General features: G+C 69.6%; 24 protein-coding genes and 1 pseudogene. 14 read left to right on the top strand and 11 right to left on the bottom strand.

Translation table 11 applies throughout. The annotated features are described in order from the left end of the window. Positions 1-13: 13 nt before the first annotated feature. Positions 14-3076, bottom strand: a complete 3063-nt coding sequence (locus tag B3611_RS01795; protein WP_349676563.1) for a fatty acid synthase subunit beta domain-containing protein — start codon at positions 3074-3076, stop codon at positions 14-16. Positions 3077-3115: 39 nt separating this feature from the next. Beyond that, a complete protein-coding gene (locus B3611_RS01790) occupies positions 3116-4741 on the bottom strand; it encodes an acyl-CoA carboxylase subunit beta (protein ID WP_291313372.1) in 1626 nt (541 codons plus the stop codon). A gap of 156 nt (positions 4742-4897) precedes the next feature. Between B3611_RS01790 and B3611_RS01785 the strand changes: the two genes are divergently transcribed. The 7 genes from B3611_RS01785 (at position 4898) to B3611_RS01755 (ending at position 9413) form a co-directional block, all read left to right on the top strand. Then, positions 4898-5305 carry a holo-ACP synthase gene (locus B3611_RS01785; protein ID WP_291313371.1) on the top strand — a complete coding sequence of 136 codons (408 nt, stop codon included), beginning with the start codon at positions 4898-4900 and terminating at the stop codon, positions 5303-5305. A gap of 162 nt (positions 5306-5467) precedes the next feature. Beyond that, positions 5468-6199, top strand: coding sequence for a biotin--[acetyl-CoA-carboxylase] ligase (locus tag B3611_RS01780; protein ID WP_291313370.1), 732 nt, complete (start codon positions 5468-5470; stop codon positions 6197-6199). Between the two features lie 20 nt (positions 6200-6219). Next, the gene (locus tag B3611_RS01775; RefSeq protein WP_291313369.1) at positions 6220-6690 is read left to right on the top strand and encodes a hypothetical protein; all 471 of its coding nucleotides are present in this window, start codon (positions 6220-6222) and stop codon (positions 6688-6690) included. 30 nt (positions 6691-6720) lie between these two features. Beyond that, entirely contained in the window at positions 6721-7905 is a 1185-nt protein-coding gene (locus B3611_RS01770) for a 5-(carboxyamino)imidazole ribonucleotide synthase (protein WP_291313368.1), read from the top strand. Positions 7906-7908: 3 nt separating this feature from the next. After that, positions 7909-8409 carry a 5-(carboxyamino)imidazole ribonucleotide mutase gene (gene purE, locus B3611_RS01765; protein WP_291313367.1) on the top strand — a complete coding sequence of 167 codons (501 nt, stop codon included), beginning with the start codon at positions 7909-7911 and terminating at the stop codon, positions 8407-8409. Next, a complete protein-coding gene (locus tag B3611_RS01760; protein WP_291313366.1) occupies positions 8402-8875 on the top strand; it encodes a YdcF family protein in 474 nt (157 codons plus the stop codon). Before purE ends, B3611_RS01760 begins: the two co-directional genes overlap by 8 nt. 79 nt (positions 8876-8954) lie before the next feature. Further along, a complete protein-coding gene (locus tag B3611_RS01755) occupies positions 8955-9413 on the top strand; it encodes a hypothetical protein (RefSeq protein ID WP_291313365.1) in 459 nt (152 codons plus the stop codon). On the opposite strand, the gene B3611_RS01750 is transcribed toward B3611_RS01755, so the two are convergent. The 7 genes from B3611_RS01750 to B3611_RS01720 form a co-directional block, all read right to left on the bottom strand. After that, positions 9380-9598: a PEP-CTERM sorting domain-containing protein gene (locus tag B3611_RS01750; RefSeq protein WP_414646281.1), complete on the bottom strand. Its 219-nt coding sequence runs from the start codon at positions 9596-9598 to the stop codon at positions 9380-9382. The genes B3611_RS01755 and B3611_RS01750 overlap by 34 nt on opposite strands. A gap of 10 nt (positions 9599-9608) precedes the next feature. Then, complete coding sequence (locus B3611_RS01745) at positions 9609-10004, bottom strand: rhodanese-like domain-containing protein (RefSeq protein WP_291313364.1); 396 nt, start codon at positions 10002-10004, stop codon at positions 9609-9611. A gap of 2 nt (positions 10005-10006) precedes the next feature. After that, a complete protein-coding gene (locus tag B3611_RS01740; protein WP_291313363.1) occupies positions 10007-10828 on the bottom strand; it encodes a carbohydrate ABC transporter permease in 822 nt (273 codons plus the stop codon). Beyond that, positions 10825-11898: a carbohydrate ABC transporter permease gene (locus B3611_RS01735; RefSeq protein ID WP_291313362.1), complete on the bottom strand. Its 1074-nt coding sequence runs from the start codon at positions 11896-11898 to the stop codon at positions 10825-10827. Before B3611_RS01735 ends, B3611_RS01740 begins: the two co-directional genes overlap by 4 nt. Positions 11899-12055: 157 nt before the next feature. Beyond that, positions 12056-13345, bottom strand: coding sequence for an ABC transporter substrate-binding protein (locus B3611_RS01730; protein ID WP_291313361.1), 1290 nt, complete (start codon positions 13343-13345; stop codon positions 12056-12058). A gap of 152 nt (positions 13346-13497) precedes the next feature. Continuing rightward, entirely contained in the window at positions 13498-14172 is a 675-nt protein-coding gene (locus B3611_RS01725) for a TIGR03089 family protein (protein WP_291313360.1), read from the bottom strand. A gap of 55 nt (positions 14173-14227) precedes the next feature. Then, complete coding sequence (locus tag B3611_RS01720; protein WP_291313359.1) at positions 14228-15808, bottom strand: LCP family protein; 1581 nt, start codon at positions 15806-15808, stop codon at positions 14228-14230. Positions 15809-15871: 63 nt separating this feature from the next. Here B3611_RS01720 and B3611_RS01715 point away from each other — a divergent pair, with 63 nt between their 5' ends. The 3 genes from B3611_RS01715 (at position 15872) to B3611_RS01705 (ending at position 18535) form a co-directional block, all read left to right on the top strand. After that, a complete protein-coding gene (locus tag B3611_RS01715; protein ID WP_291313358.1) occupies positions 15872-16804 on the top strand; it encodes a glycosyltransferase family 2 protein in 933 nt (310 codons plus the stop codon). Between the two features lie 17 nt (positions 16805-16821). After that, positions 16822-17901, top strand: a complete 1080-nt coding sequence (locus B3611_RS01710; protein WP_291313357.1) for an NDP-sugar synthase — start codon at positions 16822-16824, stop codon at positions 17899-17901. 343 nt (positions 17902-18244) lie between these two features. Continuing rightward, positions 18245-18535 (top strand): WhiB family transcriptional regulator, encoded by a 291-nt coding sequence (locus tag B3611_RS01705; RefSeq protein ID WP_414646280.1) that lies wholly within the window; start codon positions 18245-18247, stop codon positions 18533-18535. 19 nt (positions 18536-18554) lie between these two features. On the opposite strand, the gene B3611_RS01700 is transcribed toward B3611_RS01705, so the two are convergent. Continuing rightward, entirely contained in the window at positions 18555-19037 is a 483-nt protein-coding gene (locus B3611_RS01700) for a metallopeptidase family protein (RefSeq protein WP_291313356.1), read from the bottom strand. 94 nt (positions 19038-19131) lie between these two features. On the opposite strand from B3611_RS01700, the gene B3611_RS01695 reads away from it, so the two are divergent. The 4 genes from B3611_RS01695 to manA all read left to right on the top strand — a co-directional run bounded on the left by B3611_RS01695 (position 19132) and on the right by manA (position 23380). After that, entirely contained in the window at positions 19132-19698 is a 567-nt protein-coding gene (locus tag B3611_RS01695) for a DUF3499 domain-containing protein (RefSeq protein ID WP_291313355.1), read from the top strand. A gap of 10 nt (positions 19699-19708) precedes the next feature. Next, on the top strand, positions 19709-21079 hold the full coding sequence (locus tag B3611_RS01690; protein ID WP_291313354.1) for a phosphomannomutase/phosphoglucomutase: 1371 nt from the start codon (positions 19709-19711) through the stop codon (positions 21077-21079). A gap of 50 nt (positions 21080-21129) precedes the next feature. Beyond that, positions 21130-22134, top strand: coding sequence for a hypothetical protein (locus B3611_RS01685; RefSeq protein ID WP_291313353.1), 1005 nt, complete (start codon positions 21130-21132; stop codon positions 22132-22134). Positions 22135-22204: 70 nt separating this feature from the next. Beyond that, on the top strand, positions 22205-23380 hold the full coding sequence (gene manA, locus B3611_RS01680; RefSeq protein ID WP_291313352.1) for a mannose-6-phosphate isomerase, class I: 1176 nt from the start codon (positions 22205-22207) through the stop codon (positions 23378-23380). A gap of 31 nt (positions 23381-23411) precedes the next feature. On the opposite strand, the pseudogene B3611_RS01675 reads toward manA, so the two are convergent. Beyond that, positions 23412-23980 (bottom strand): annotated as a pseudogene (locus tag B3611_RS01675) (hypothetical protein); the annotation flags it as partial.

The following is a 23980-nucleotide window of genomic DNA, read 5'->3' as shown; positions in this document are numbered from 1 at the left end:
AGCGCGGCACCGGTCACGGCGGTGTGCGCCGCGAGGAGGGAGGCGGGGAAGGTGAAGCTGGAGCGGGCGATGCCGAACGGCGCGGCGTCCGACTCGGAGCCCTCGATGATGCGTGGCATTGCGGTGATCTCGTCGCCGGCCTCGGAGGTGGAGCCCACGCCNNGCCCACGCCGGCCAGGCCGGCGAGGAGGGCGTAGACAGCCTCGGGGAGGCGCTCGTCGGACACCACGGGCGAGGCACCGGTGGCCACGCCCTCGGGAAGGTCGATCGGGATGACGACATCGCGCACGTAGAACGGGCGCTGCTCCTCCGGCAGGTCGTCCCAGTAGGAGTCGGTGTTGATGCGGATGGCCCACTCGCCGTCGGTCTCGACCACGTCGAAGGCCTCCGGCGACATGGTGTGCGCCGGGTTGTCCATCAGGTGGCCGTGCCACACCAGGGTCGGGGCGGCGCGCAGGTACTCCTCCACGCTCACCGCGTCGTCGAGGCGCGAGTAGAGCTCCGTGACGGTTGCCCCGGCGTCGACAAGCGATTGCGTCGCCGCCGCCTCGAAGCGGCCGAGGAGCTCCGCGACGGGCTCGTTCTTCTTTGTGATGCCCGCGACGGCCACGGGGCCGGGGATGATGCGCACCTGGTCGGCGGTGTAGCGCTCGTCCTGGGCCTGCCAGAGGGTGTCCTTGCCGAACCACGTCTTCAGGTCACCGTCGATGGCGGGCACCCACGGCATCGGCTTGGGGTAGGCGTAGTGCAGGCCGATCCACCACGCGGCGTCGCGCGGGGAGACTTTGGTCTCGCGCGCCTGCGGGTACGCGGCCAGAAGCTTGTCGACGGCCTCCCGTGCGTCCAGGTTTTCGCCGGCGGGGAAGAGGGTGGGGATTTCCCCGTGGTCGGCCTCGTTCAGGCGGGCCTCGATGCGGTGCAGCAGGGAGAGGAAGCGGGCGTCCCACGTGGCGTCGACGAAGGGGTGGGCCAGGTCGACGAAGCGCTCCACCCACTCGGCGTAGGTCATGTCCTCGACCTCGCCGAAGAAGGGCTTGGAGGTTTTCGACAGCGCCTCGATGATCTCCTCGCGGCGGGAGTCGTACTCGCTGATGTCCATGCCGGTGATGAGGCGGGATGCGCGGGCGAAGGAGTTGTCCAGGTCGTGGATGTCCGCCAGGAGGTGGCTCTGGGAGGAAGCGACGCCGTTGCGGCCGGTGCCGCGCGAGACCCAGCCGCCGTTGTCCAAGGGGTCGAGGCCGGGGGTGTTGACCAGCAGGTCCTTCACCGAGTCGGTGGCCTTCGCCTCCCTGGTGGCCATGGCGACGGTGCCGATGAACACGGCGTCGACGGGCATGAGGGGGAGATCCCAGCGCGTGGCCCAGTCACCGTTGATGAGCTCGGCCGCGCGCTCGGGGGAGTAGACGCCGCCGCCGACGGTGAGGACGGCGTTGTCGTGGGCGCGGATCTCGGCGTAGGTGTCCATGAGCAGGTCGTCGAGGTCCACCCAGGAGTGGTGGCCCCCCGCGTGGCCGTCCTCGATCATGAGGATGACGGGCACGTCCGGGTTGGCGGCGGCGATCTTCAGGGTGTCGCGCACCTGTTTGGCGGTGCCGGGCTTGAACGCGATGTAGGGGAAGCCGTCGGCGCGCAGCTGGGAGAGGAGCTCGGTGGCCTCGTCAACCTCGGGGATACCGGCGGAGATGCACACGCCGTTGAAGGGGGCGCCGGCGGCGCGGGCCTTGGGCACCATGCGGGTCTGGCCGAAGTGCATGTTCCACAGGAAGCGGTCGAAGAACATGGTGTTGAACTGGGCGGTGCGGCCCGGTTCCAGGTGCTCCACGAGGGTGTCCTTGTGCTCGTTGAACACCTCCTCGGAGTACATGCCGCCGCCGGCGAGCTCGGTCCAGTACCCCGCGTTCGCGGCCGCCGCGACGATCTCACCGTCCGCGGAGGTCGGGGTCATGCCGCCGAGGATGATGGGCGACAGGCCGGTGAGCGTGGAGAAGCGGGTCTGCGTGTACGTCTTGCCGTCGGGTAGGCGCACGAGGCGCGGTGCGTAGCGGGAGTAGTTCGCGGCCTCGGGCAAGGTCTTGCCGGGCACGGCGAGGTCGTCGCGGGACTTCGCGCTGTCGACGGTGACCACGGGCACGCCGGAGCCTGCGGTGAGCTTGGAGGTGATCGAGCTCAGCGACTTGTCCAGCGAGAGGATGTGGCTCGGGCCGGCGGCCAGCAGCTCGCGCACGCGGGTGGGCCAGTCGTGGCGGTCCGCGAGGATGGCCTGGGCCAGCTCGCGCGGGGTGGTGTCCCCGAGGTCGATGCCGCAGGCCTCCGCCCACTCGACGGCCAGCTCGACGCCGCGGGTGTTGGCGGCGCTGTGGAAGGGGTACGCGACGGGGAGGGCATCGAAGAGCGGGGTCACCTCGGAACCACCGAACTCCGCGGCCTCCAGCCGCGCGTTGTAGGCGGCCGCCGCCGCCTCGATGTGCTCGCGTGCGGCGGCCAGCTCCTCCGGCTCCCCCGCGAGAACGATGTGGCGCGGGCCGTTGATCACGGAGACGAGCTCGCCCGCGTGCTTTTCGACGTCCGCCCGGTGCACCCCCCTCACGGAGAGCATCCGGGGGGAGGAATCCGTCGCACCGTGGGCGGTGGAGGCGGCCGCGCCGAGAATCAGCGCGAAGGCCAGGGTGTGCTCGGGGCGCGCGACCGCCGCCACGCCCAGGGAGCCCTGGGAGTGGCCGGCCAGCCCGGCGGAGCCGATGTCGAGGCCGAGGTCGCGCAGCTGCTGCACCGCCGCGATCTGGGCGAGGACGATGCCGGGGACGCTGACGGCGGGGAAGGCGTCGATGTCGCTGGCCTCGGTGGGCCGGTCGGGATCCATCAGGGAGCGCAGGCGCTCGGCGGTGCCGGGTACGGCGGAGGCCAGCGGGCGGGCCACCGGCCCCGTCAGGGAGCGGGCGGCGGCCAGCAGCTCGGTGAGGCGGGCGTGGGTGGTCGGGGTCGCGGCGGCGTCGGAGAGCGCGACCTGCCAGTTCGTTCCCTGGCCCTGGAAGATCACGGCGGGGGAGGTCAGGGAGAGCAGGGGGGTGAGAGTCATGGTGGAAAGAAATCTTTCAGTTCGCGGGGAAGGGGCCGGTTAGAGCGGGATGTTGCCGTGCTTGTGCGCTGGGCGGGCGACGGTCTTGTCCCGGTAGAGGCGCAGGTTGGCGGCCACGGCGGTGCGGGTCTCCGAGGGGAGGATGACGGCGTCGATAAGCCCCCGCTCGGCGGCGAGGTAGGGGTTGAGGATGGCGTCCTCGTACTCGCGCTCGTAGCTCTGGATGAGCTCCGCCAGCGCCGCCTCGTCCATGCCGGACTCGCGGGCTGCCTTGATGTCCTTGCGGTTGATGAAGCCCACGGCACCCGAGGCGCCCATCACCGCGATCTGGGCGGTGGGCCAGGCCAGGTTCACGTCCGCGCCGAGGCCCTTGGAACCCATGACGCAGTACGCGCCGCCGTAGGACTTCCGCATGGTGACGGTGATCTTGGGCACGCTGGCCTCGGCGTAGGCGTAGAGCAGCTTGGCACCCCTGCGGAGGATGCCGCCGTGTTCCTGGCTGGCGCCGGGGAGGAAGCCCGGGACGTCGACGAGCAGGACCAGGGGGATGTTGAACGCGTCGATGGTGCGCACGAAGCGCGCCGCCTTCTCGGAGGAGTCGATGTCGAGGCAGCCGGCGAAGACGCTGGGTTGGTTCGCGAGGATGGCGACGACCTCACCCTCGATGCGTGTCAGGGCCGTGACGACGTTTTCCGCGCGTTTCTCCATGATCTCGAAGAACTCCCCGTCGTCCGCGATGCGGGTGATGACCTCGCGCACGTCGTAGGGCTGGTTGGGGGAGTCGGGGATGATGGAGTCGAGCTCGGCGTCCTCGGCGGTGATGCCGGGCTCGGGGTGGGCCAGCTCGGCGGGCGGGGCGCTCCGGGCGTTGTTGGGCAGGAAACCGACGAGGTCCGTGACCCAGTCCAGGGCGTCCTCGTCGGAGGAGGCGACGTAGTGGCAGTTGCCCGCGGTGTTCATGTGGGTCCACGCGCCACCGAGCTCCTCCTGGGTGATCTGTTCGCCGGTGACGGTGGTGATCACGTCGGGGCCGGTGACGAACATCTTGGAGCTCTGGTCCACCATGACCACGAAGTCGGTCAGGGCGGGGGAGTAGGCGTTGCCGCCGGCGCAGGCGCCCATGATCACGGAGATCTGGGGGACGACCCCGGAGGCCTTGACGTTCTGGTAGAAGGTCTTCGCGATCCAGTCGAGGGAGACCGCGCCTTCCTGGATGCGGGCGCCCGCGCCCTCGTAGAGGCCGATGAGCGGGCGACCGGTGGTGACGGCGAGTTCCTGGATCTTGACCATCTTCTCGCCGTAGACCTCGCCCAGCGCGCCGCCGAAGACGGTGCCGTCCTGGGAGAAGACGCACACCTCCCTGCCGTCGATCGTGCCCCACCCGGTGACGATGCCGTCGGTGACTGGGCGGCGGGCGTGCATCCCGAACTCGTGGGTTCGGTGGCGCACCAACTGGTCGGTCTCGACGAAGGAGCCCTCGTCGAGGAGGTAGTCGAGGCGCTCCCGGGCGGTGAGCCGCCCGGCGTCGCGCACCTTGTCGTGCGCGGCCTCCCCCATGGGGACGGCGGCCTCCTCGCGGCGGCGCTTCAGGTCGGCGATCTTGTCGGCTGTGGTCTGCGGGCCGTCGAGAGCGTCAAGCTCCGGCATGTGGGAAGAAACAGTCATGCCGGGGAGTTTAGGGTTCACCGCGTCTAATTAGGAGGGGCAAAACAACTCTACCTACGAATTGGTAGGTTACGGTTAGGTAAGTTATGCCGTTACCGTGCTGTTATGCTCCCGATGTGATCTTTGCCACTCAACGCGAAAGGATGGTGGTGCACCGTGCATGTGGGCACCGACATCGTCCAGGTTTCGGCTTTTGCCTCGCAGCTGGAGGTGCCCGGTTCGCGTTTCGCATCCGTCTTCACGGAACGCGAGCTGCGTACGTGCGCGGACAAGCCCGACCGGGTCTCCTCGCTCGCGGCGCGGTGGGCGGCCAAGGAGGCCTACATCAAGGCCTGGTCCCAGTCGCTGTACGGTTCCCCGCCCGTGATCGACCCGGGCGGCGTGGACTTCTCCGAGATAGAGGTGGTGCCCGACGCCTTCGGGCGTGTCGCCGTTGTCCTGCGCGGGGAGGTGTCGCGGCTGGGCCCGCCCGCGGTGTCGTTGTCCCTGTCCCACGACGGCGACTACGCGGTGGCGGTGTGCGTGGTGGGGGAGGCGGGGGCTGGTGTGTGCGTTGGTAAATGAGCGCCCATAAAAGAGCGCCAGTCTGGTGGATTTTCTCGTGTTCGCGGATTTCACCGGACTGGCGCTCATTTACAGGCGCTCATCTACCCGCGTGGCCTCCTCCGCTGCCATCTCACCGGACCCCGGGGAGGAGCACGGGCGATAGGCAATATGATCGGAGCCATGACTGTGCAGAACATCCAATTCATCCAGGACGAGGTCGCCGAGACGTGGCGCGACGTGCGGTGGGTCGAGTCCGTCGGCTCCACCAACGCCGAGTTGCTTGCCGACGGCCAGGCGGGCGACGTCCTCATCGCCGATGCCCAGACGGCCGGCCGCGGCCGGATGGGCCGCACCTGGGTGTCCCCCAAGGGGGCGCAGCTCTGCCTCAGCGTGCTGGTCGACGCCGAGCCGGTGGACCGCGTCGGCCTGCTCCCGCTGGCCACGGGCCTCGCGGTCGCCGACGTCATCCCCGAGGCGAGCCTGAAGTGGCCCAACGACGTCCTGCTCGGCGGCCGTAAGCTCGCGGGGATCCTCGCCGAGGCGGACCTTTCCGGCGAGGCCCCCCGCGCTGTGCTGGGCGTGGGTGTGAACGTCGCCTGGCGGCGCGAGGACCTGCCCGTGGAGACGGCGACGTCGCTCAACCTCGAGGGCGTCGACGTGGAGTGGGACCAGTTCACCGTGGACCTCCTCCTCGCCCTGGGCGAGCGGATCCGCCAGTGGCGCGAGGGTGACGCGCAGCTGCTCGAGGACTACCGCGCCGTGTGCTCCACCATCGGCCGGGCCGCCCGCCTCGAGCGGGCCGGCGGGGACGTCGAGGGTGTTGTCGACGACATCAACGACGCCGGCGAGATCGTCATCGACGGCACCGCCTACTCCGCCGGCGACGTGACGCACCTGCGTCCGGCCGAGTAGCGTCCCCCGCGGTGGCTGGGATGAAGCTTGGCGATGGCGAGGTCGTCCTCGCCGACACGTGCGGCCCCCTGTCCGGGTTGGTCTTTCCCCTGCTCGAGCTGGTGGTGGTCACGGGCGTGTGCTGGATGGCCGTCGGCTGGATGGACGGCCACGGCATCGACCCCGCCTTCCGCAACCTCGTCGTCGCGCTCTGGGCGGTGCTCGCGGTTCTCCGTTTCGTGCTGCCTGTCGTCTCCTCGCGCCGCCGCCGCTTCATGGTCACGGACCGCCGGGTTCTCGCGCGCGGTGGCGGGGGAGGGGTGGGCGCGCCCGACTCCATCCCGATCCAGCAGATCCATTCCGCGCGCCGGGAGCGCGGCGGTCTCACCCTCTCCGTCTACGGGTTCGACCGCCCCCTGCACTACCCCGGGGTGGGCCGGGCGAAGAAGGTGGAGAAGGTGCTCAACGGGCGGGTCGGCGCCGGCCAGTTCCACGCGTCCCGGTACCGCTAGGGTGCTTGTCGGGCACTAATGTAAACGAACGTGAACCATGCCCATGAAATGCCCACCGTTGCCGTCGTCGGCGACGGCCAACTCGCCCGGATGATGCACACCGAAGCCATCGAGCTGGGGTTGCGCACCCGGGTCCTCGCCGGCGGCAGGGACGCCTCCGCGGCCCAGGTTTTCGGCGACGTCCGCCTGGGCGATTACACGGACCTCTCCGACTTGGAGGAGATCGCGCGGGGAGCGGACGCCGTCACCTTCGACCACGAGCACGTGCCCAATGAGCACCTGCAGTCGCTCATCGACGCCGGGATCAACGTCGAGCCCCGCCCGGCGGCCCTGCTCTACGCGCAGGACAAGCTGGAGCAGCGCACCCGGCTGGGTGAGATCGGCGCCCCGGTGCCGGAATTCGCCCCCATCGCATCCGCCCAGGACGCGCGCTCGTTCTGGGAGCGCGTTGACGGCGAGGTGTGCCTCAAGGCGACCCGAGGCGGGTATGACGGCCACGGCGTGTGGTTCCCCGAATCCGAGCAGGGTTTCGCCGACCTCGTCACCGAGCTGCTCGGCACGGGCACCCCCCTCTACGCGGAACGCAAGATCGCCTTCACCCGCGAACTGTCCGCCATGGTGGCCCGGAACCGGTCGGGGAAGGTGCGCGCCTGGCCCGTCGTGGAGTCGATCCAGGAGGGCGGGGTGTGCCGCGTGGCGATCTCGCCCGCGCCGGGTCTCAGCCCGGACCTCGCCGCGTACTGCCGCGACCTTGCGGTGCGCATCGCCGAGGAGCTGGACGTCACCGGGGTCCTCGCCGTCGAGCTCTTCGAGCACCCCGGTGCGGACGGGGCCCCCGCCGTCACCGTCAACGAGCTGGCCATGCGCCCCCACAACACCGGGCACTGGACCCAGGAGGGGTCCGTGACCTCCCAGTTCGAGCAGCACCTGCGCGCCGTTCTCGACTGGCCGCTGGGTTCCACCGAGCCGCTGGCACCCGCGACCGTCATGGTCAACACCCTGGGCGGCGAGCGCGATCCGGAGATGCCCATGCGCGGGCGCGTCGCCGAGGTGATGCGCAGGTATCCGGAGGCCAAGGTGCATCTCTACGGCAAGGACTGGCGCCCGGGGCGCAAGATGGGCCACGTCAACGTCACCGCCGCCGACGCCGACACGGCCCGCCGCATCGCAGAGGACGCCGCCCACTTCATCGTCAACGCCACCTGGAAGGACTAGAGCATGGAACCGATCGTCGGCCTGATCATGGGTTCGGACTCCGACTGGGACACCGTCGCCCCCGCCGCCGAGGTGCTCGCCGAGTTCGGCCTGCCGTTCGAGGTCGGTGTCGTCTCCGCGCACCGCACCCCCGAGAAGATGCTGGCCTACGCCAAAACCGCCCACAAGCGCGGCCTGAAGGTCATCATCGCCTGCGCCGGCGGGGCCGCGCACCTGCCCGGCATGGTCGCCGCCGCGACCCCGCTGCCCGTCATCGGCATCCCCCGGGCGCTCAAGGATCTCGACGGGCTGGATTCCCTGCTCTCCATCGTCCAGATGCCCGGCGGTGTCCCCGTGGCCACCGTCTCCATCGGCGGCGCGAAGAACGCCGGTCTGCTCGCCGCGCGCATCATCGGCGCCTCCGACCCGGACGTGCTGGCGCGGATGGCCGCCTACCAGGAGGGCATGGCCGCCGAGGTCGAGCGCAAGGATGAAGCCCTGCGTTCGCGGTTGATGGGTGAATAGCGGGCCGATCGTCGTGCTCGGCGCCCGCGTCATCGACGGGCGCCCCTCCCGCCTGCTCGAGGCCCGCTTATCGACGGCCCTCGGTCTCTGGCACCGCGATCCCGACCGCCCGGTGGTGGTCTCGGGGCACGACGAGGCCGGCGCGATGGCGGCGTGGCTCGTCGGCCACGGCGTGCCGCGCGGCTCGATCGTTCTGGAGCCGGATGCCCGCTCCACGAACGAGAATCTCGAGAACGCGCGGGCACTTTTCCCGGATGCGGCGCTCCTGACCGTCGTGACCAACGGCTTCCACGTGGCGCGCACACGGGTGTGGGCCCGCCACCTGGGCATCCCCGTCGAGGTGGCGGCCGCGCCCACCCCGCGCCGCTCACGTCTGCGCAACTACACCCGGGAAATTGCGGCGCTTCCACACTCCATCGCGCGCGTCGCCTGGCGCAGAGCGGCCCGGGTGCTGCTCGGGCGGTAGGTTAGGCGGCCCACCCGAGCTTCGCGCAGGAGTTCGATTTTCCCGGGGCGCTGTCCGGGGTGTTTCTAAGCTCTTCCCCATGTTGAGCGAAATTGAGTACGAGTTTCTGTGGGAGCGAGAACTCCGCGACGGCCACGCCTACGATTTCGCAGAGCTGAAACGCGCGATCGAACGCCGCGTGGACAATCTCATAGAGGAGTGGGCGAGGGAGGAGACCACCACACCCTGCCCCGGCACCATCCCCCTCGATGTTCTGGAGCCGGATATACGCCGTCGGGCGCGGAAGGAAGTTGCGTCCCGGGCGGGAGCCCTCGACGATCTGGATGGACCCTACGAGGAGGACCTCTGGTTCGACTACCAGCGCGTTCTCAAGGGCTATTTCGACCCGATCGGAGATGACCCCTGGGTAGAGACTGACGATGGCGACCTGGTGGAAATTCTGCCGTGGGAGGAACCGCGCCTCACCGCAGCCCGCACCCTTGTCTCCACGGTCCCGTTTTCGGACTACAACCCCTCTGCGGAGGATCTGGGCTGTTGACGCCACTTCCTCCACCGTCGCACCAGCGTCCACGTCGACAGCACCAGCGCCCCCGCCAAGAGCCCGGGCCAGACCTCCGGCTCGGGGCGGAAGAGGTTGACCACGCCCTGCACCACCGCGAGGAGGGCGAAGAAGCCGAGAAAGCCGATCAGAGCCTGCCACATGAGGTCCCGTCGAGTACTCACGCTCCCACCCCTACTCCCGCACGTCCGCCGCGTAGTCCGGGCCAGCCACCGGGAGCCCCGCCCGCAACCAGGCGTCGAAGCCCCCGATGACATCGGCGACGTTGGTCAGCCCCATGCGCTGCAGCTGGTAGGCCGCGACGGAGGAGGAGTACCCGTGCCGGCAGATGAGCACGTACGGGCGGTCCCACGACGTCGCCTCGGGAATGCGCCAGGCGAAGGTGGGGTCCAGGCGCCAGGGCAGGACGGTGAGGTCGATGACCACGGCCCCCGGGATATCCCCGCCGGCGCTGCGGTGGGCGGCGGTGCGGACGTCGATAAGCATGGCGGGCGACGCGAAAGCCTGCTCGGGGGTGAGGCGGGTGATGCGCGCCCGCGCCTCCGCGAGCAGCTCCATGGAACCGGGCACGTCTACCCCTTCACGCCGCCAGCGGTGAGGCCCGAGACGATGCGGCGCTGGAAGACGAGCACCATGATGATGAGCGGCACCGTGACCAGGGAGCCCGCGGCCATGATTGCGGCGTAAGGGTACTCGAATGCGCTCGGGCCGGCGAAGCGGGCGATGGCCACCGTGACGGGCTCCGTGGCGGTGGTGGAGAGCTGGCGCGCCAGCATGAACTCGTTCCAGGTGGTGATGAACGCCAGGATCCCGGTGGTGAAGATTGCGGGGGCGGCGAGCGGCAGGAGGACCAGGCGAAAGGCCTGGCCGCGGGACGCGCCGTCGACGCGGGCGGCCTCCTCCAGGTCCCAGGGGAGCTGCTGGAAGAACGAGATGAGGGTGTAGATAGTCAGCGGCAGGGCGAAGGAGATGTTCGGGATGATCATCGCGCGGTAGGTGCCGATCCACCCGAGGTCGCCGAAGAGCTGGAAAAGCGGGGTGACCAGAGCGATGCCCGGGAACATGGAGGCACCGAGGATGATGCCGGTGATGAAGCCCTTGCCCGGGAAGTCCAGGCGGGCGATGGCGTAGGCGGTGAACACGCCCACGACAACCGCCAGGGCCGTCGTGGACAGCGAGATGATGAGCGAGTTGCCGATGGCACCCAGGAAGTCGTTGCCCTTGTCCGTCGCCAGTGCGTCGCGGAAGTTGCCCAGCGTGACGTGGGTGGGCCAGGGGGTGGTGTCGAAGGTGTGCGACGGGTCGCGCAGCGCCGTGACCAGCATCCAGTAGAACGGGGCGAGGCCCCAGAACATGATGAAGATGATTCCGAGGTAGTGCGATAGTTTCCTCATCGTGCGGCCTCCTCCGAGACGGTCTCCGGCGCGCCCGCGCCCTTCGCTTCACGACGCCACCAGCGCCTCTTCCCCTTCACCCCGGGCGTCCCGTCGCCGCCCACGTCCGCCCCGAGGAAGCGGATCATGATGAAGGCGACCGCGAAGATCAGCAGGAAGATCAGGGTGGACAGCGCCGAGGCGGAGTTGAAGTTGCCCTGGCGCATGTCCTCCACCACCAGCTGGGAGATCGTGGCGGTGGGGGAGTTGGAGGACCCGGAAATCATGATCACCGGCAGGTCGTACATTCGCAGAGCATCGAGGGTGCGGAAAAGCACCGCGACCATCAGCGCCGGCCGCACCAGGGGAAGGGTGATGCGCGTGAACTGCTGCCAGCGGCTCGCTCCGTCGACGCGGGCGGCCTCGTAGACGTCCCTGGGAATCATCTGCAGGCCGGCGAGGATGAGCAGCGCCATGAACGGGGCGGTCTTCCACACGTCGGCGATGATGACGGCGGTCCGCGCCGCCCACGGGTCCGTGGTCCAGGCGATGTCCGTGTGCAGCAGGGAGTTGACGATGCCCGCCGGGGCGAACATGAACTGCCACAGCTTCGCCGTCACGGCCGTCGGGATGGCCCAGGGGATGAGCACCGCGGCGCGGATCAGGCCACGGCCGCGGGACTCGGTGTTCATCACCAGGGCCATCGTCAGGCCGAGGATCGTCTCCAGCAGCACGGTGACCACGGTGAAGAAAAGAGTGATGCGCACCGCGGGCCAGAAGTCGGTGGCCAGCACGCCGGGCGGGCACGAACCCACCTTCCCGGAGGGGGACATGCACCGGTTGGTCAGCCAGTAGAGGTAGTTGTCCAGGCCGGCGAAGCCGCCGTCGGTGAACACCCCCGTCTTCGGATCCAGGCGGCGGTTGCCCTGGAAGGACAGCCAGATCGCCCGGACGATCGGGTATCCGATGACGACGGCCAGAACAAGCAGGGCCGGGGCGACAAGCCCGGTCGCCTTTCCGGTGTCGCGCGGGGCGCGCCGCTTCGGCGTGGCGGTCCCGGAAGCGGGGCGCTTCCTGATGGCGGTTGTCATATGCTCCTCACGATCTGCGGGTGGGCGCGGGTGATGTTAGGGAGTGTAGCGGGGCCGGACGGGCGAAACGCCCGCTCCGGGGAATCGGAGGCGGGCGCTTGTGTCACGCTGGCTTTGCGACGTCCCCGGGCGCGGGCCGGGGGTCGCCGGCGCCTTCCTAGGACGCCTGCTTGATGGCCGCGGCCATGTCGCGGGTGGCGTCGTCCACGCTCTTGCCCGCGGTCAGCGCCGCGTAGGCGTTGTCCTGGATGGCCTTGGAAACGGCCGGGTAGAACGGGGAGACTGGGCGCGGCTTGGCGTGCTCCAGGGACTCCTTGAGAGCCGGCAGGTACGGCTGCTCCTTGATCAGCTCCGGATCGTCGTAGACGGAGGCGAGCACCGGCGGGAAGGAGGCCTCGGCGAACGCGCGCTGGTTGTCCTCGGAGATCATGAACTCGATGAAGTCCTTGGCGGTGGCCTTCTTGGTGGAGTTGACGTTGATGCCGTTGTTGTAGCCGCCGAGGGTGGACACACCCACGCCGTTCTCGCCGACGAGCGGCTGGACCTCGACGTTGATGCCAGCCTTCTTCGCGTTGGCGTACATGTACGGCCAGTTGATGGCGAAGGCGGTCTTGCCCTCCGTGAAGGCCAGGTTGGTCTCTTCCTCGGTGGCGGCGGTGGAGGACGCGGCGATGGTGTGGTCCTTGTAGGCGTCGACCATCGTCTGCAGGCCCTTCTTGGCCTCGGAGGACTCGACCTTGGGCTCACCGTTGTCGTCGAGAACCTCGCCGCCCCAGCCGTTGATGAAGCCGAGGCTGTTGACGGTCAGGCCCTCGTACTGCTTGAGCTGGGTGGTGAGGCAGTCGGTCTTCACGGCCTCGCAGGCGGACTTGATGTCGGCGAACTTCTCGGGCTTGGCGGTGACCTGGTCGGCGTTGCGGAACAGCAGCTGACCGTTGGTGTTCTGCGGCAGGGCGTAGAGCTTGCCGCCATAGGTGGCGGACTCGACGGTGGACTTCAGCAGTTTGGAGGTGTCCACCTTGTAGTCGCCCTCGAGCGGCTCGAGCCACTGGTTGGCGGCGAACTGGGCGGTCCAGACAACGTCGAGGGCCATGACGTCGTAGTCGGTGTTCTTGGCCTGGAGGGACTGCACGAGGGTGTCGCGCTGGTCGTCGGCCTCACCCGCGAGTTCGGAGAGGGTGACCTTCTCGTCCGGGTGGGCGGCGTTCCACTTCTCGATGAGCGGGGTGACCTTGTCCGTGTCATTGCGGCCCATTGCGAAGGTGATGGGGCCGCGGCCCTCGCCCTTGGAGGACGAGGCACCGGAGGTCGCGGTCTCCGTGGCGGTTTCCTTCGCCGTGGAGGTCGAACCGGAGTCAGAGTTGGAGGAGCAGGCCGTCAGGGTGGCCGCGGCCAGGGCGGCGGCGCACAGCGCGGCGCCGGACTTACGAGTTGCCGTGAAGTTCATCAAAAGCACCTTTCAGTTTGTTCGGTGCCTTCAATGTAGTTTCCAGGTGACAACCCCCGCTGGAAGGCGGGGGGAATACCCGACATCGGGGGTGATATCCCCCAGGAAACGGACATCGGGCCCGCCCCGCGAAACAACGGCGGAATTCTGCGTTAACGGGAGGTGAAGAAGTGGGTGACGTTCTCCGCGCCGAGGATCTCCTGCAGCCGGTCCGCCGAGACCAGGCCCGTGACCACCACGACGGACCCGTCGGCCGCGAGCGGTGCCATGACGCGCTCGGCGAATTCCCCGGCCGTCTCCCACGGCTCGGCGTGGTAGCGGCCGCGTTCCGTGCCCCCGCGCAGCCAGGTGCCGAGCTCCGGGCTGTCGCCGAAGTAGTCGTCGCCATAGAAGCGCACGGTGGGCCCGAAGTCTATGGCGCCGAGGGGGAGCTCTCCACCCGACTCCACAACCCCGCGGCCGAACGGGTCCGGCGAGACGATGACCACGTCCGGCACGTTGGCCCAGGCGGAGGCGCGGTCGAGGGTGGTGAACACGACATCCGGGTCGGTGCCCGTCGCGCCGGCTTCCAAGGAGAACGCCGGTGTGAGCGAGGCGTTGTAGGCACCGATCGCGATGACGGCAGCCTGCCAGGAAGCGGGGACGTCGATAAGCAGGCGAGAGCCCGGGGCGAGCTCGAACTCGGCCTCCAGCATGTTGGCCACCTTGCTCGCCCAGTTGTCGAGGGTCTGGGCGGAAAACTCCATGCGGGTGCCGGCGGCCTCGTCGTAGAGCGTCAGCCGCGGGCCGGCGGGGTTCGAGCGTAGGAGCGGCGAAAGCATACTCATGGGCGCCCATCATAGGGGCGCGGCGCGGGTGACGGACGCGGTGCCCAGTCCGCGCCTAGTTCACGCAGCGCGGCCCGGAACCACCGGCGTCGATCTTCGGGCCGACCTCTGCGGCACCGAAGTCCTCGCCCGGGGTCCCCACCGTCTCCTCCTCGCTGGGCTGGGCGCTCGGGGAATCGGTACCCGGCCCCGAGTAACCGTCCGCGACGACGACGATGAGGGTGGACGGGTCGAGCCCCTCGTTGGAGGTCACGGGGAGCCCGCCCAGCTTCTGCGCGAGCTCCGCGGCGGCCGGGTCGTGCGGATCCAGGGCGACAACCTGCGAGAAGCTGTACACGCCGGGCAGCGCGTTGGACACGTTGGCCACGTTGACACCCTGCCCGCGGAGGTAACCGCCCACGGCACCCGCCATCCCGGCCCCCTGCCCCGCGTTGAGCATGTGCACCTCGCGGTTCTGCAGGGACGCGGGCGCGCCAGTTGAACCGGAGCCGTCGGAGTCGCCCGAGTCTCCGCCCTGCTTCTGCTGCTCCGACGGGGGCTTGATCACGTCCTCCATGAACGTGTGCACCTGGGGCACGTCGACGGTGACGATCGACTCGCCGTAGTCGCCCACGCCGTTGACCGAGGTGACGGGGATGGTGGTGAACTCCACGTTGCCCCCGGCCAGGCCGGACATCTGCTGGGCGAACCCGACGATGTCCCAGCCCTGATCCAGTGTGACGGAGCGGCCCGCGGCGTTGGACAGGTCGCGCAGCTTGGAAGGGTTGGTCAGGGTGCCGGCGGAGAGGATCTTCTGCACCAGCGACGCCATGTACGCCTGCTGGCGAACGATGCGGTCAAGGTCGCCGCGCGGCAGCTCGTGGCGCTGGCGGACGAAGGACAGGGCTTGGGCGCCGTCAAGGGTCTGCTGCCCGGCGGGGAAGTTGGCGCCGGACAGGGGCTCGTTGACTGCCTCGTTGAGGCAAACGTCGACGCCGCCGACGGCGTCGGTGAGGAGGGCGAACCCCAGGAGCCCCACCTGCGCGAAGTGATCGACCTGGACCCCGGTGAGCCCCGCCACGGCGTTGATGAGCCCCTCCTGCCCGGCGCGGGCCACCTGCTGCTCCAGGGAGGAGCCGTCGGACATGCCTCGCGCCTTGAGCTCATCGCGCTTAGTGCCCGCGTAGGACGCGTAGACACCGTTGATCTTCATGTTGCCGTAGCGGTCGTCGTGGATGTAGGTGTCGCGGGGGATCGACACCGCGGTCGCGCGCGAGCCATCCTCCGGCACGCGGATGACCATGATGGTGTCGGTGTTGATCTCGCCGTCGGAGACGCCGGCGTTGAGCCGGTTCAGCTCGTCGGCGCTGAGCGGGTTGCCCTGCGCGTCCGTGCGGGAGTCGGAACCGACGAGGAGGATGTCCACCGCCCCGTCGAGAGCGGCGTCCTTCTTGTCGCGATTGATGCTCAGCTCGGAGGCGGACAGGTTGCCGCCGAGCCGGCCGATGGAGAAGTGGCCGACGCCGGAAATCGTGAGCAGGAGGGCGGAGAGGAGGGCGAGGGAGCCCTTCACCACCGGGTGGCCCGACTGGGCGATATCCCGTGCGCGCGAGGGCGCCGCCTGGATATCCCGGGCACGCCTGTAGTTCTCCTTCACGCGTGGAAGTATACGACATGCGTCCGCACAAACGTGCGCCGTGAGCCGGGTTCGATCGGGGTCATGGGTAAGCTGTTGCGCATTGTGAACAAGGACAAAGCGATGAATCCCCCCGCCCCGCTCGCGGTGGTCACGGTGACGTACTCCCCGGGGGACCACCTGCGCCAGCTCGTGGATTCGCTCGACGGCGCCTGCGGGGGGCCGGTGGTCCTCGTCTGCGCGGACAACGGATCCACCGACGGGGTGGCCCGCGACCTCGTGGCGCAGCGCGCCGACGTGGAGTTCCTTCCCACCGGCGGCAACATCGGCTACGGTGCCGCGATCAACGCCGCCGCCCGGCGGTTGCGGGCGAGACGCGAGGCGGGGGAGATCGACCCCGACCATTTTCTCGTGGTCAACCCCGACGTGCGCTTCCTCCCCGGCAGCGTGGACCGCCTCCTCGAGTGCGCGACGGGCCGGCCGCGCGCGGGGGCGGTCGGCCCGCGCATTGAGGAGGCGGACGGCTCCGCCTACCCGAGCGCGCGCGAGGTGCCCGGGGTGCTCACGGGCATCGGCCACGCCCTGCTGTACGGCATCTGGCCCTCCAACCCCTTTTCCGCCGCGTACAAGGCGGGCGACGACATGGATTCCCAGCGCACCGCCGGCTGGCTTTCCGGGGCGTGCCTGCTTCTGCGGTGGGATGCCTTTGAGTCCATCGGGGGCTTTGACGAGCGCTACTTCATGTACATGGAGGACATCGACCTCGGTGACCGTCTGGCGCGCGCCGGGTGGGACAACGTGTACTGTCCCGGCGCCGTGATCCGCCACGACCAGGGCCACGTGGCGGACAGGTACTCGCGCGTCACGGTGCCCGCCCATCACGCCTCCGCGTACCGTTTCCAGGCGGACCGGCACCCCTCGTGGTGGCAGGCCCCGCTGCGCCTCGCCCTGTGGGCGGGCCTGAAGGCGCGCGGCGGGTTGCTCGCCTGGCGCGGAACGCCGACGACTGACAATTAATACTGAAAGGTTTGTAGATGGCTGATCCGAGAAACACCGACGCGGTGGTCCTCGTCGGCGGGCGCGGCACGAGGCTGCGCCCCCTCACGGTGTCCACCCCGAAGCCGATGCTTCCCACGGCCGGGTACCCCTTCCTGAGCCACCTGCTCGCCCGGATCCGGAAGGCGGGGATGACGCATGTGGTCATGGGCACCTCCTACCGGGCCGAGGTGTTCGAGGAGTACTTCGGCGACGGCTCGGACTTCGGCCTGGAAATCGAGTACGTGGTGGAGGAGGAGGCGCTCGGCACCGGTGGCGCGATCCGCAACGTCCTCGACCGCCTGCGCCACGACAACGCGATGGTCTTCAACGGAGACGTCCTCTCCGGCGCGGACCTGGGTGACATCCTGCGCACCCACAGCGAGTCCGACGCCGATGTCACCCTCCACCTCGTCCGCGTGCCGGACCCGCGGGCCTTCGGGTCCGTGCCCACCGACGGCGACGGCAACGTGCTCGCCTTCCTGGAGAAGACGGAGGACCCGCCGACCGACCAGATCAACGCCGGTTGTTATGTCTTCAAACGCTCCGTCATCGAGGCCATTCCCGCCGGCCGCGTCGTCTCCGTCGAGCGCGAGACATTCCCCGGCCTGCTCGGCGCGGGCGCGAAGGTCGTCGGCCACGTGGACACCTCCTACTGGCGCGACATGGGCCGGCCCAGCGATTTCGTGCAGGGATCGTCGGACCTCGTGCGCGGCATCGCTTACTCACCGCTGCTCGAGGGAAAGACGGGCGAGTCGCTTGTCGACGCCTCCGCGGGCGTCGCCGGGGGAGTGATCCTCATGGGCGGCACGGCCGTGGGCCGGGGCAGCGACATCGGCGCCGGGTCCCGGGTGGACGACACCGTGATTTTCGACGGCGTGACCATTGAGCCGGGCGCCGTGGTGCGCAACTCCATCATCGCCGCCGGGGCGCAGATCGGCGCCAACGCCCGCATCAGCGACTGCGTGATCGGGGAGGGTGCACGCATCGGAGCACGCTGCGAGTTGCAGGGCGGCATGCGTGTGTGGCCCGGGGTGGAAATCCCCGACTCCGGAGTGCGGTTTTCCCCCGACGCGTAGGCGCCACGCCGGGGGATCGGCGGGTTAGTTGCCCCCGGCAAACGTCACCACAACATGTAGTACCCCCGCTACCCACCCCCTGTCCCCGCCTCCTGTTACCAGTGTGACTGAAGTGGCGTTTGACGTGCGCGATGGTGGCAAAGGCCCTGCGTTGACCGAAAACGCCTTGCGGCTATTTAGGGCTAGAGTGTGTAATCACTGGTGTAATCACAGTGATGTAAGCGTGATGGAAACGTAACTGTCGTTTCGCATCCCCGCCGCCCGCGGCTCGTGACAAGCGGTTCGCATCACAGGGATCGACCATCGACCATCTACAACGGAGGAAGGGGACGGCGTGGAAGATATGGCTGGAAACGCCATTCTCCGTGGCGCAGCTGCGGGCGGGATGACCCTTGATGAACTGTTTGGCACCGTCGAGCAGGAATGGCAGGACCAGGCGCTCTGCGCCCAAACCGACCCTGAGGCGTTCTTCCCCGAGAAGGGCGGCTCCACCCGCGAGGCTAAGCGCATCTGCCAGGCGTGCGCGGTGCGCGACGAGTGCCTCGAGTACGCCCTCGAGCACGACGAGCGCTTCGGCATCTGGGGCGGGCTCTCGGATCGAGAGCGCCGCCGCCTGAAAAAGCAGATCGGCTAACGCATCACCCGCGCGGCGGTCACCACGGGAATTCCGGGTCGATCACCTGCGGGTCCACGTTGAGATAGTTCGCCACCAGAGCGGTCAGAATCCAGGTCAGGAGTTCTGAGCGCTCCATCGCCGTCTTTGCCCTCTGCTCCACGGGCATGCGGAAGACGACGAAGCGCGCCCGGGTCGGGTTTCCCTCGCGGTCGACTCCCGCCTGCAGGACCCGCCCGAGCGGCACGGGGCCGTCGGCGACGACCTCGTCGGGCAGGACCGCCGTATCCGCGCGCAACCTCATGCGGGGGATGGTGTCCACCGCCAGATCGACACCCGCAAGCTGCTCGAAGTACTCGTTGTGCAGCGGCGCATAGGCCTCCAGGACGCTCTGGTCGAAGGCCATGGAGCGCGTGCGGTAGCGCGGGACACCGACGGGCAGCAGGGGGCCCCGCGCGCCCCGGCCCCTCCTGTCGCGGGCGGGCCGGAGGTGGAGGGGCTGGTGTGGGGTGTCCGCGCTCATGGCCCCTCATGTTAGGCACCCCGGTGGCCGGGGGCGTCCGGCCACGCCGCGTGTCACTGTCGGAATCTAGAGCGGAGGTTTAGACTTGGCCTCCGTGAATACCTACCGTCGTTGTTGCCGTCCCGGCTGCGGCAGACCTGCTGTGGCTACGCTCATCTACGCCTACGCGGAATCAACGGCGGTCATCGGACCACTCGCCCCGGCGCAGGACCCGCACGCCTGGGACCTGTGCGAGCGGCACTCCGCGCACATCACCGCGCCCGTCGGCTGGGATCTCGTGCGGGTGGAGCAGGTCGATATCGACGATTCCGAGCTCGAGAACATGGACGAATCCGACCTCACCGCGCTCGCCGCCGCCGTGCGCGAGGCCGGCCGCGTGACCACAGGTCTGGTGGAGACGGGCGAGGACCCGATCGAATACGCCGCCACCCGCGACTTCAACGACCCGGCCACCTCCAACCACCCCGTGCACCGCACCAAGCGCATCGAGGAGCACATCGCCGCCGCGAAGGCGGTGCGCCGGTCCCACCTGCGCGTCGTGCCCGATCCGGACGCCAACCCGGGCGGGTCCGGTGAATCCCGTGCTGTGGCTCCGGCCGAAACGGATGCGCCGGCGACCTCCCGCGGGCCGGAAGCGCTGGGGGAGGAGCGGGAGAACTAAGATGGCCCGCATGGCTATCAACCGTGAGCGGGACAGTATCGACAAGGTGATCAAGGCGTACGACGTGCGCGGGGTCGTCGGCGAGCAGATTGACGAGGACTTCGTCGCGGACGTGGGCGCCGCGTTCGCCACCATCCTGCGCGACGAGGGAGAGACCCGCATCGCGGTCGGCCACGACATGCGCCCCTCCTCGCCGGATCTCGCCGCCGCCTTCGCCCGCGGTGCCAGCGAGCACGGCCTCGACGTCATCGAGCTCGGGCTGACCTCGACCGATGAGCTCTACTTCGCCGCCGGCACCATGAACTGCGCCGGCGCCATGTTCACCGCGTCCCACAACCCCGCTCGGTACAACGGCATCAAACTCTGCCGCGCAGGCGCGACGCCGGTGAGCACCAGCACTGGTCTCGGCGAGATCGCGCGCATGCTTGTCGACGGCATCCCCGCCCCCGAGGGGGAGCCCGGGAGCGTCGAAAAGCGCGATGTGCTTGAGGACTATGCGGCGTTCCTCCGCGACCTCGTCGAGGTGCCGGTGCGCCGTGACCTGGTCATCGCGGTCGACGCCGCCAACGGGATGGCGGGCCTGACCGTGCCCGCCGTACTCGGGGACATGGACGTGCGCCCGCTCTACTTCGAGCTCGACGGCACCTTCCCCAACCACGAGGCCAACCCCCTCGACCCGAAGAACCTCGAGGATCTGCAGAAGTTTGTAGTGGAGCAGGGCGCCGACATCGGCCTCGCCTTCGACGGTGACGCGGACCGCTGCTTCGTCGTCGACGAGAAGGGCCGGCCGGTGTCCCCCTCGGCGATCACCGCTCTCGTGGCGACGCGGACGCTGGAGAAGAACCCGGGCGCGACGATCATCCACAACCTCATCACCTCCCGTGCCGTGCCCGAGATCATCGGTGAGCTCGGGGGGACGGCCGTGCGCACGCGCGTCGGCCACTCCTACATCAAGGCCGAGATGGCCAGCTCCGGTGCCCTGTTCGGCGGCGAGCACTCCGCGCACTACTACTTCGCCGACTTCTTCAACGCAGACTCCGGGCTGGTGGCTGCGCTGCACGTCTTGGCCGCGCTTGCCGAGCAGGACCGGCCGCTCTCCGCACTCATGGCGGAGTTCGACCGCTACGTCGCCTCCGGTGAGATCAACTCCGAGGTGGAGGACCAGGAGGCAGCCACCCAGCGGGTTCTCGACGCGTTCAAGGACCGCATCGAGTCGGTGGACCGGCTCGACGGGGTTACCGTCACCCTGGAGGGGACGAAGGCGTGGTTCAACGTCCGCGCCTCGAACACGGAGCCGCTACTGCGCCTCAACGTCGAGGCACCCACCCGCGGCGAGGTCGACGCCCTGACCGCCGAGGTGCTCGCCGCGATCCGCTCCTGATCCCGGGTTCGGGCGAACCCCGGGGGCGCGTTTCCGCCTAGGGTGTAGTCATGGAGAGCAACGACAGCCGGCTCGGCGACTACTACGAGGGCGCGGGGGGATACGACCGGGAGACGGTCCGCTTCTTCGACGTGGCACACGAGGGGGCCCAGATGAGGGCCGTGGCGCACGCGGTGGACGGGTTCGCGCGGTTGCGGGGGATGCAGCCGCGCAGCGTGGTCGTGGTGGGGACCGACCAGGTCTCCCGCGCGGCCGCAGCGTGCGCCCTCGCCCTGCGGACCCCGCTGCCGGTTCCGGCGTTCGTGACACCCGCTCTCCCCGCCTACGTTGGGCCCCTCGACGTGGTCGCGGTGGTGGGGGACTGCGCGGACGACGCCCGCACGGGGCAGGACACGCGCTCACTCCTCACCGCCGCTCGACGGGGTGCGGAAACCGTTTTCGCCGGCCCGTCGCGGGGCCCGATCGTCGAGGACGTGCCGGACTCCGTGTTCGTCATTCCGCCCCTGCCCACCACGTCGTCCGCATCACCCCTGCGGGCCATGGCAACGGTCTGGGCCGTGCTCGACAGCCTGGTTCAGCCTGGTGAGATCACCCGGGAATTCCTCCTCGCGCTGGCCGACGGTGTTGATGCCGAGCTCGAGGCGCTGTCCCCGCAGCGCGACGACACCGTCAACGCCGCCCGCCAGTTGCGCACGTTCACCGACGGTGCCCGGGTGCTGCACACGGGATCGACCCCCTGCGGCGGAGCACTCGCGGGCCTCGTTGCGCAGCTGTGGAGCGTGCACGGAATCCCCTCGGGTTACGCCTCCGCCCCGGAGCTGCCCTCGGCGCTGGAGAACGCGAACGCCGGCGGGGGAGGCGGCGACATCTTCCACGACCCCTTCCTTGACGACGGCCCCCAGCTGGTACCGTTGAAGACCGTTGTCTGGGCGGAATCGGATTCGGTTCTGCCCGCTTCCCGCGCCGAGACCGTGGAGGAACAGGGCCTCGGTGACGCGGAGGTGGCTGCGCGCCTGGTGGCGCGCGCCTACGCCGCCACCGCGATGGACGCCTGAGCGCCCGCCCGGGCCAGTGCTGGCCGGGGTGGCGGCGCCGACCGAGATCGAACGGATGAATGGAGTGCGAATGAAGCAGCTTGACGGGACTCTCCGGACGTATCCGTGGGGGTCGCGGTCGCTGCTCGCGCAGCTGCGCGGTGAGCCCGTGCCCTCGCAGAAGCCCGAGGCGGAACTGTGGTTCGGCGCCCACGCCGCGGCCCCTTCGACGGTGGGCGGCACCGGCCTGGACAAGCTGATTGCGGCCGACCCGGCTGCCGAGCTGGGCGAGCGGGTGCGGGCGCAGTTCGACGGAAAGCTGCCATTCCTTCTCAAGCTGCTGGCCGCCGACGAGCCGCTGAGCATCCAGGCCCACCCGTCCAGGGAACAGGCCCGGGAGGGTTTCGAGCGGGAGAACGCCGAGGGCATCGCCGTGGACAGCCCGCGGCGCAACTACCGCGACGCCAACCACAAGCCGGAGCTCATCGTCGCGCTGACGGAGTTCCACGCGCTGGCCGGCTTCAGCCCGCTGGAGCGCACGACCGAGCTCTTTCAGGCGCTGAGCTGCCCGGCGCTGGACCGGTACGCTGCCATGATCGACCCGGATAACGAGGCCGGCAGCCTCCGTGCGCTGTTCACCACCTGGATCTCCATCCCGACGGCGCGCCGCGAGGAGCTCATCGCCCGGGTCGCGGAGTCCGCGCGCGGGATCGGGGCGGACAGCGGCTGGCTCGGGCGTACCGCGCGCAACTTCCTCTCCCTCGCCGAGCAGTACCCGGGTGACAGCGGCACGCTCGCCTCGCTCATGCTCAACCACGTGGAGCTCTCTCCCGGAGAGGCGCTCTTCCTCGCCGCGGGGCAGCCGCACGCCTACCTGCGCGGCATGGGCGTGGAGATCATGGCCAACTCGGACAACGTCCTGCGCGGCGGCCTGACATCGAAGCACGTCGACGTTCCCGAGCTCGTGCGCATCCTGCGCTTCGAGTCGTTCGCGGACCCCTCCGCGGTGACGACGCCCGATGCCGGCGCCACCCGCTACGAGGCCCCGTGCGATGACTTCCTGCTCACCCGCTACGAGCTGGGCGCCGGCGAGAATCTGGACGTGGCTCTCGACGGCCCGGCCATCGCCCTGTGCACGGCGGGGTCCGCGGCTGGCGAGGGGGTCGAGCTCACACCCGGCCGGGCAGCCTGGGTCCCGGCCTCGGACGGCCGCGTCACCCTGGCGGCGGGCGAGCGCGGTGCCGAGATTTTCCTCGCCCGGGCCTAGCTGCGGTTAGGGCGCGCGGCTATCCCCGGGCCTAGTTGCGGAAGTAACCCCAGAAGTGGTTCCACCAGGCGGCGGAGTCAGAACCGGGGTTGTCGTACTGCTGGACCTGCTGGGAGGCGGGATCGACCTGTTCCACCGTTTGCGGGGGCACGGCCTGGCGCTGGGGTGTCGTCCCGTCGGGGGCGAGGAGCGATGCGACATCACCGGGCTGGGCCGTCGCTGTCTGCGGGTTGGCGGGGGTTCCGGCCGGGGTGGGTTCGGTGGAACCGGGGGTGGGGGAGGTCGGCGTGCCGCCAGGTGGGGTCGTGCCCGTCGCGGTGGCGGTGCCACCGGTCGTTCCCGGCGCCGGGGTGACCGGCTCGCCCGTGCCGGAGGCTGTGGAGGCGGGGGTGTCGCCCTGCCCGGAGCCCGGTTCACGCGCGACGGAGGGAGGAACGACGTTGGAGGGGCGGTACACCTGGGTCGGCGCGGAGGCGCGTGGCGCGGCATTGACCACGGCGTTCGGCGGCAGGAGCGGGTCGCGCTCGGGCGCGGCGGCGCTGCCGCGCGGGGTTCCGGCGGGGCTCGGCGCCCGCTCGGCCGCGGCCGGGTCACCCTGGG

This window comes from Corynebacterium sp. UBA2622, assembly GCF_002339505.1.
Taxonomy (GTDB): Bacteria; Actinomycetota; Actinomycetes; order Mycobacteriales; family Mycobacteriaceae; genus Corynebacterium.
The sequence above is the reverse complement of the archived record's forward strand: the minus strand, read 5'-3'. Positions and strand labels throughout refer to the sequence as shown.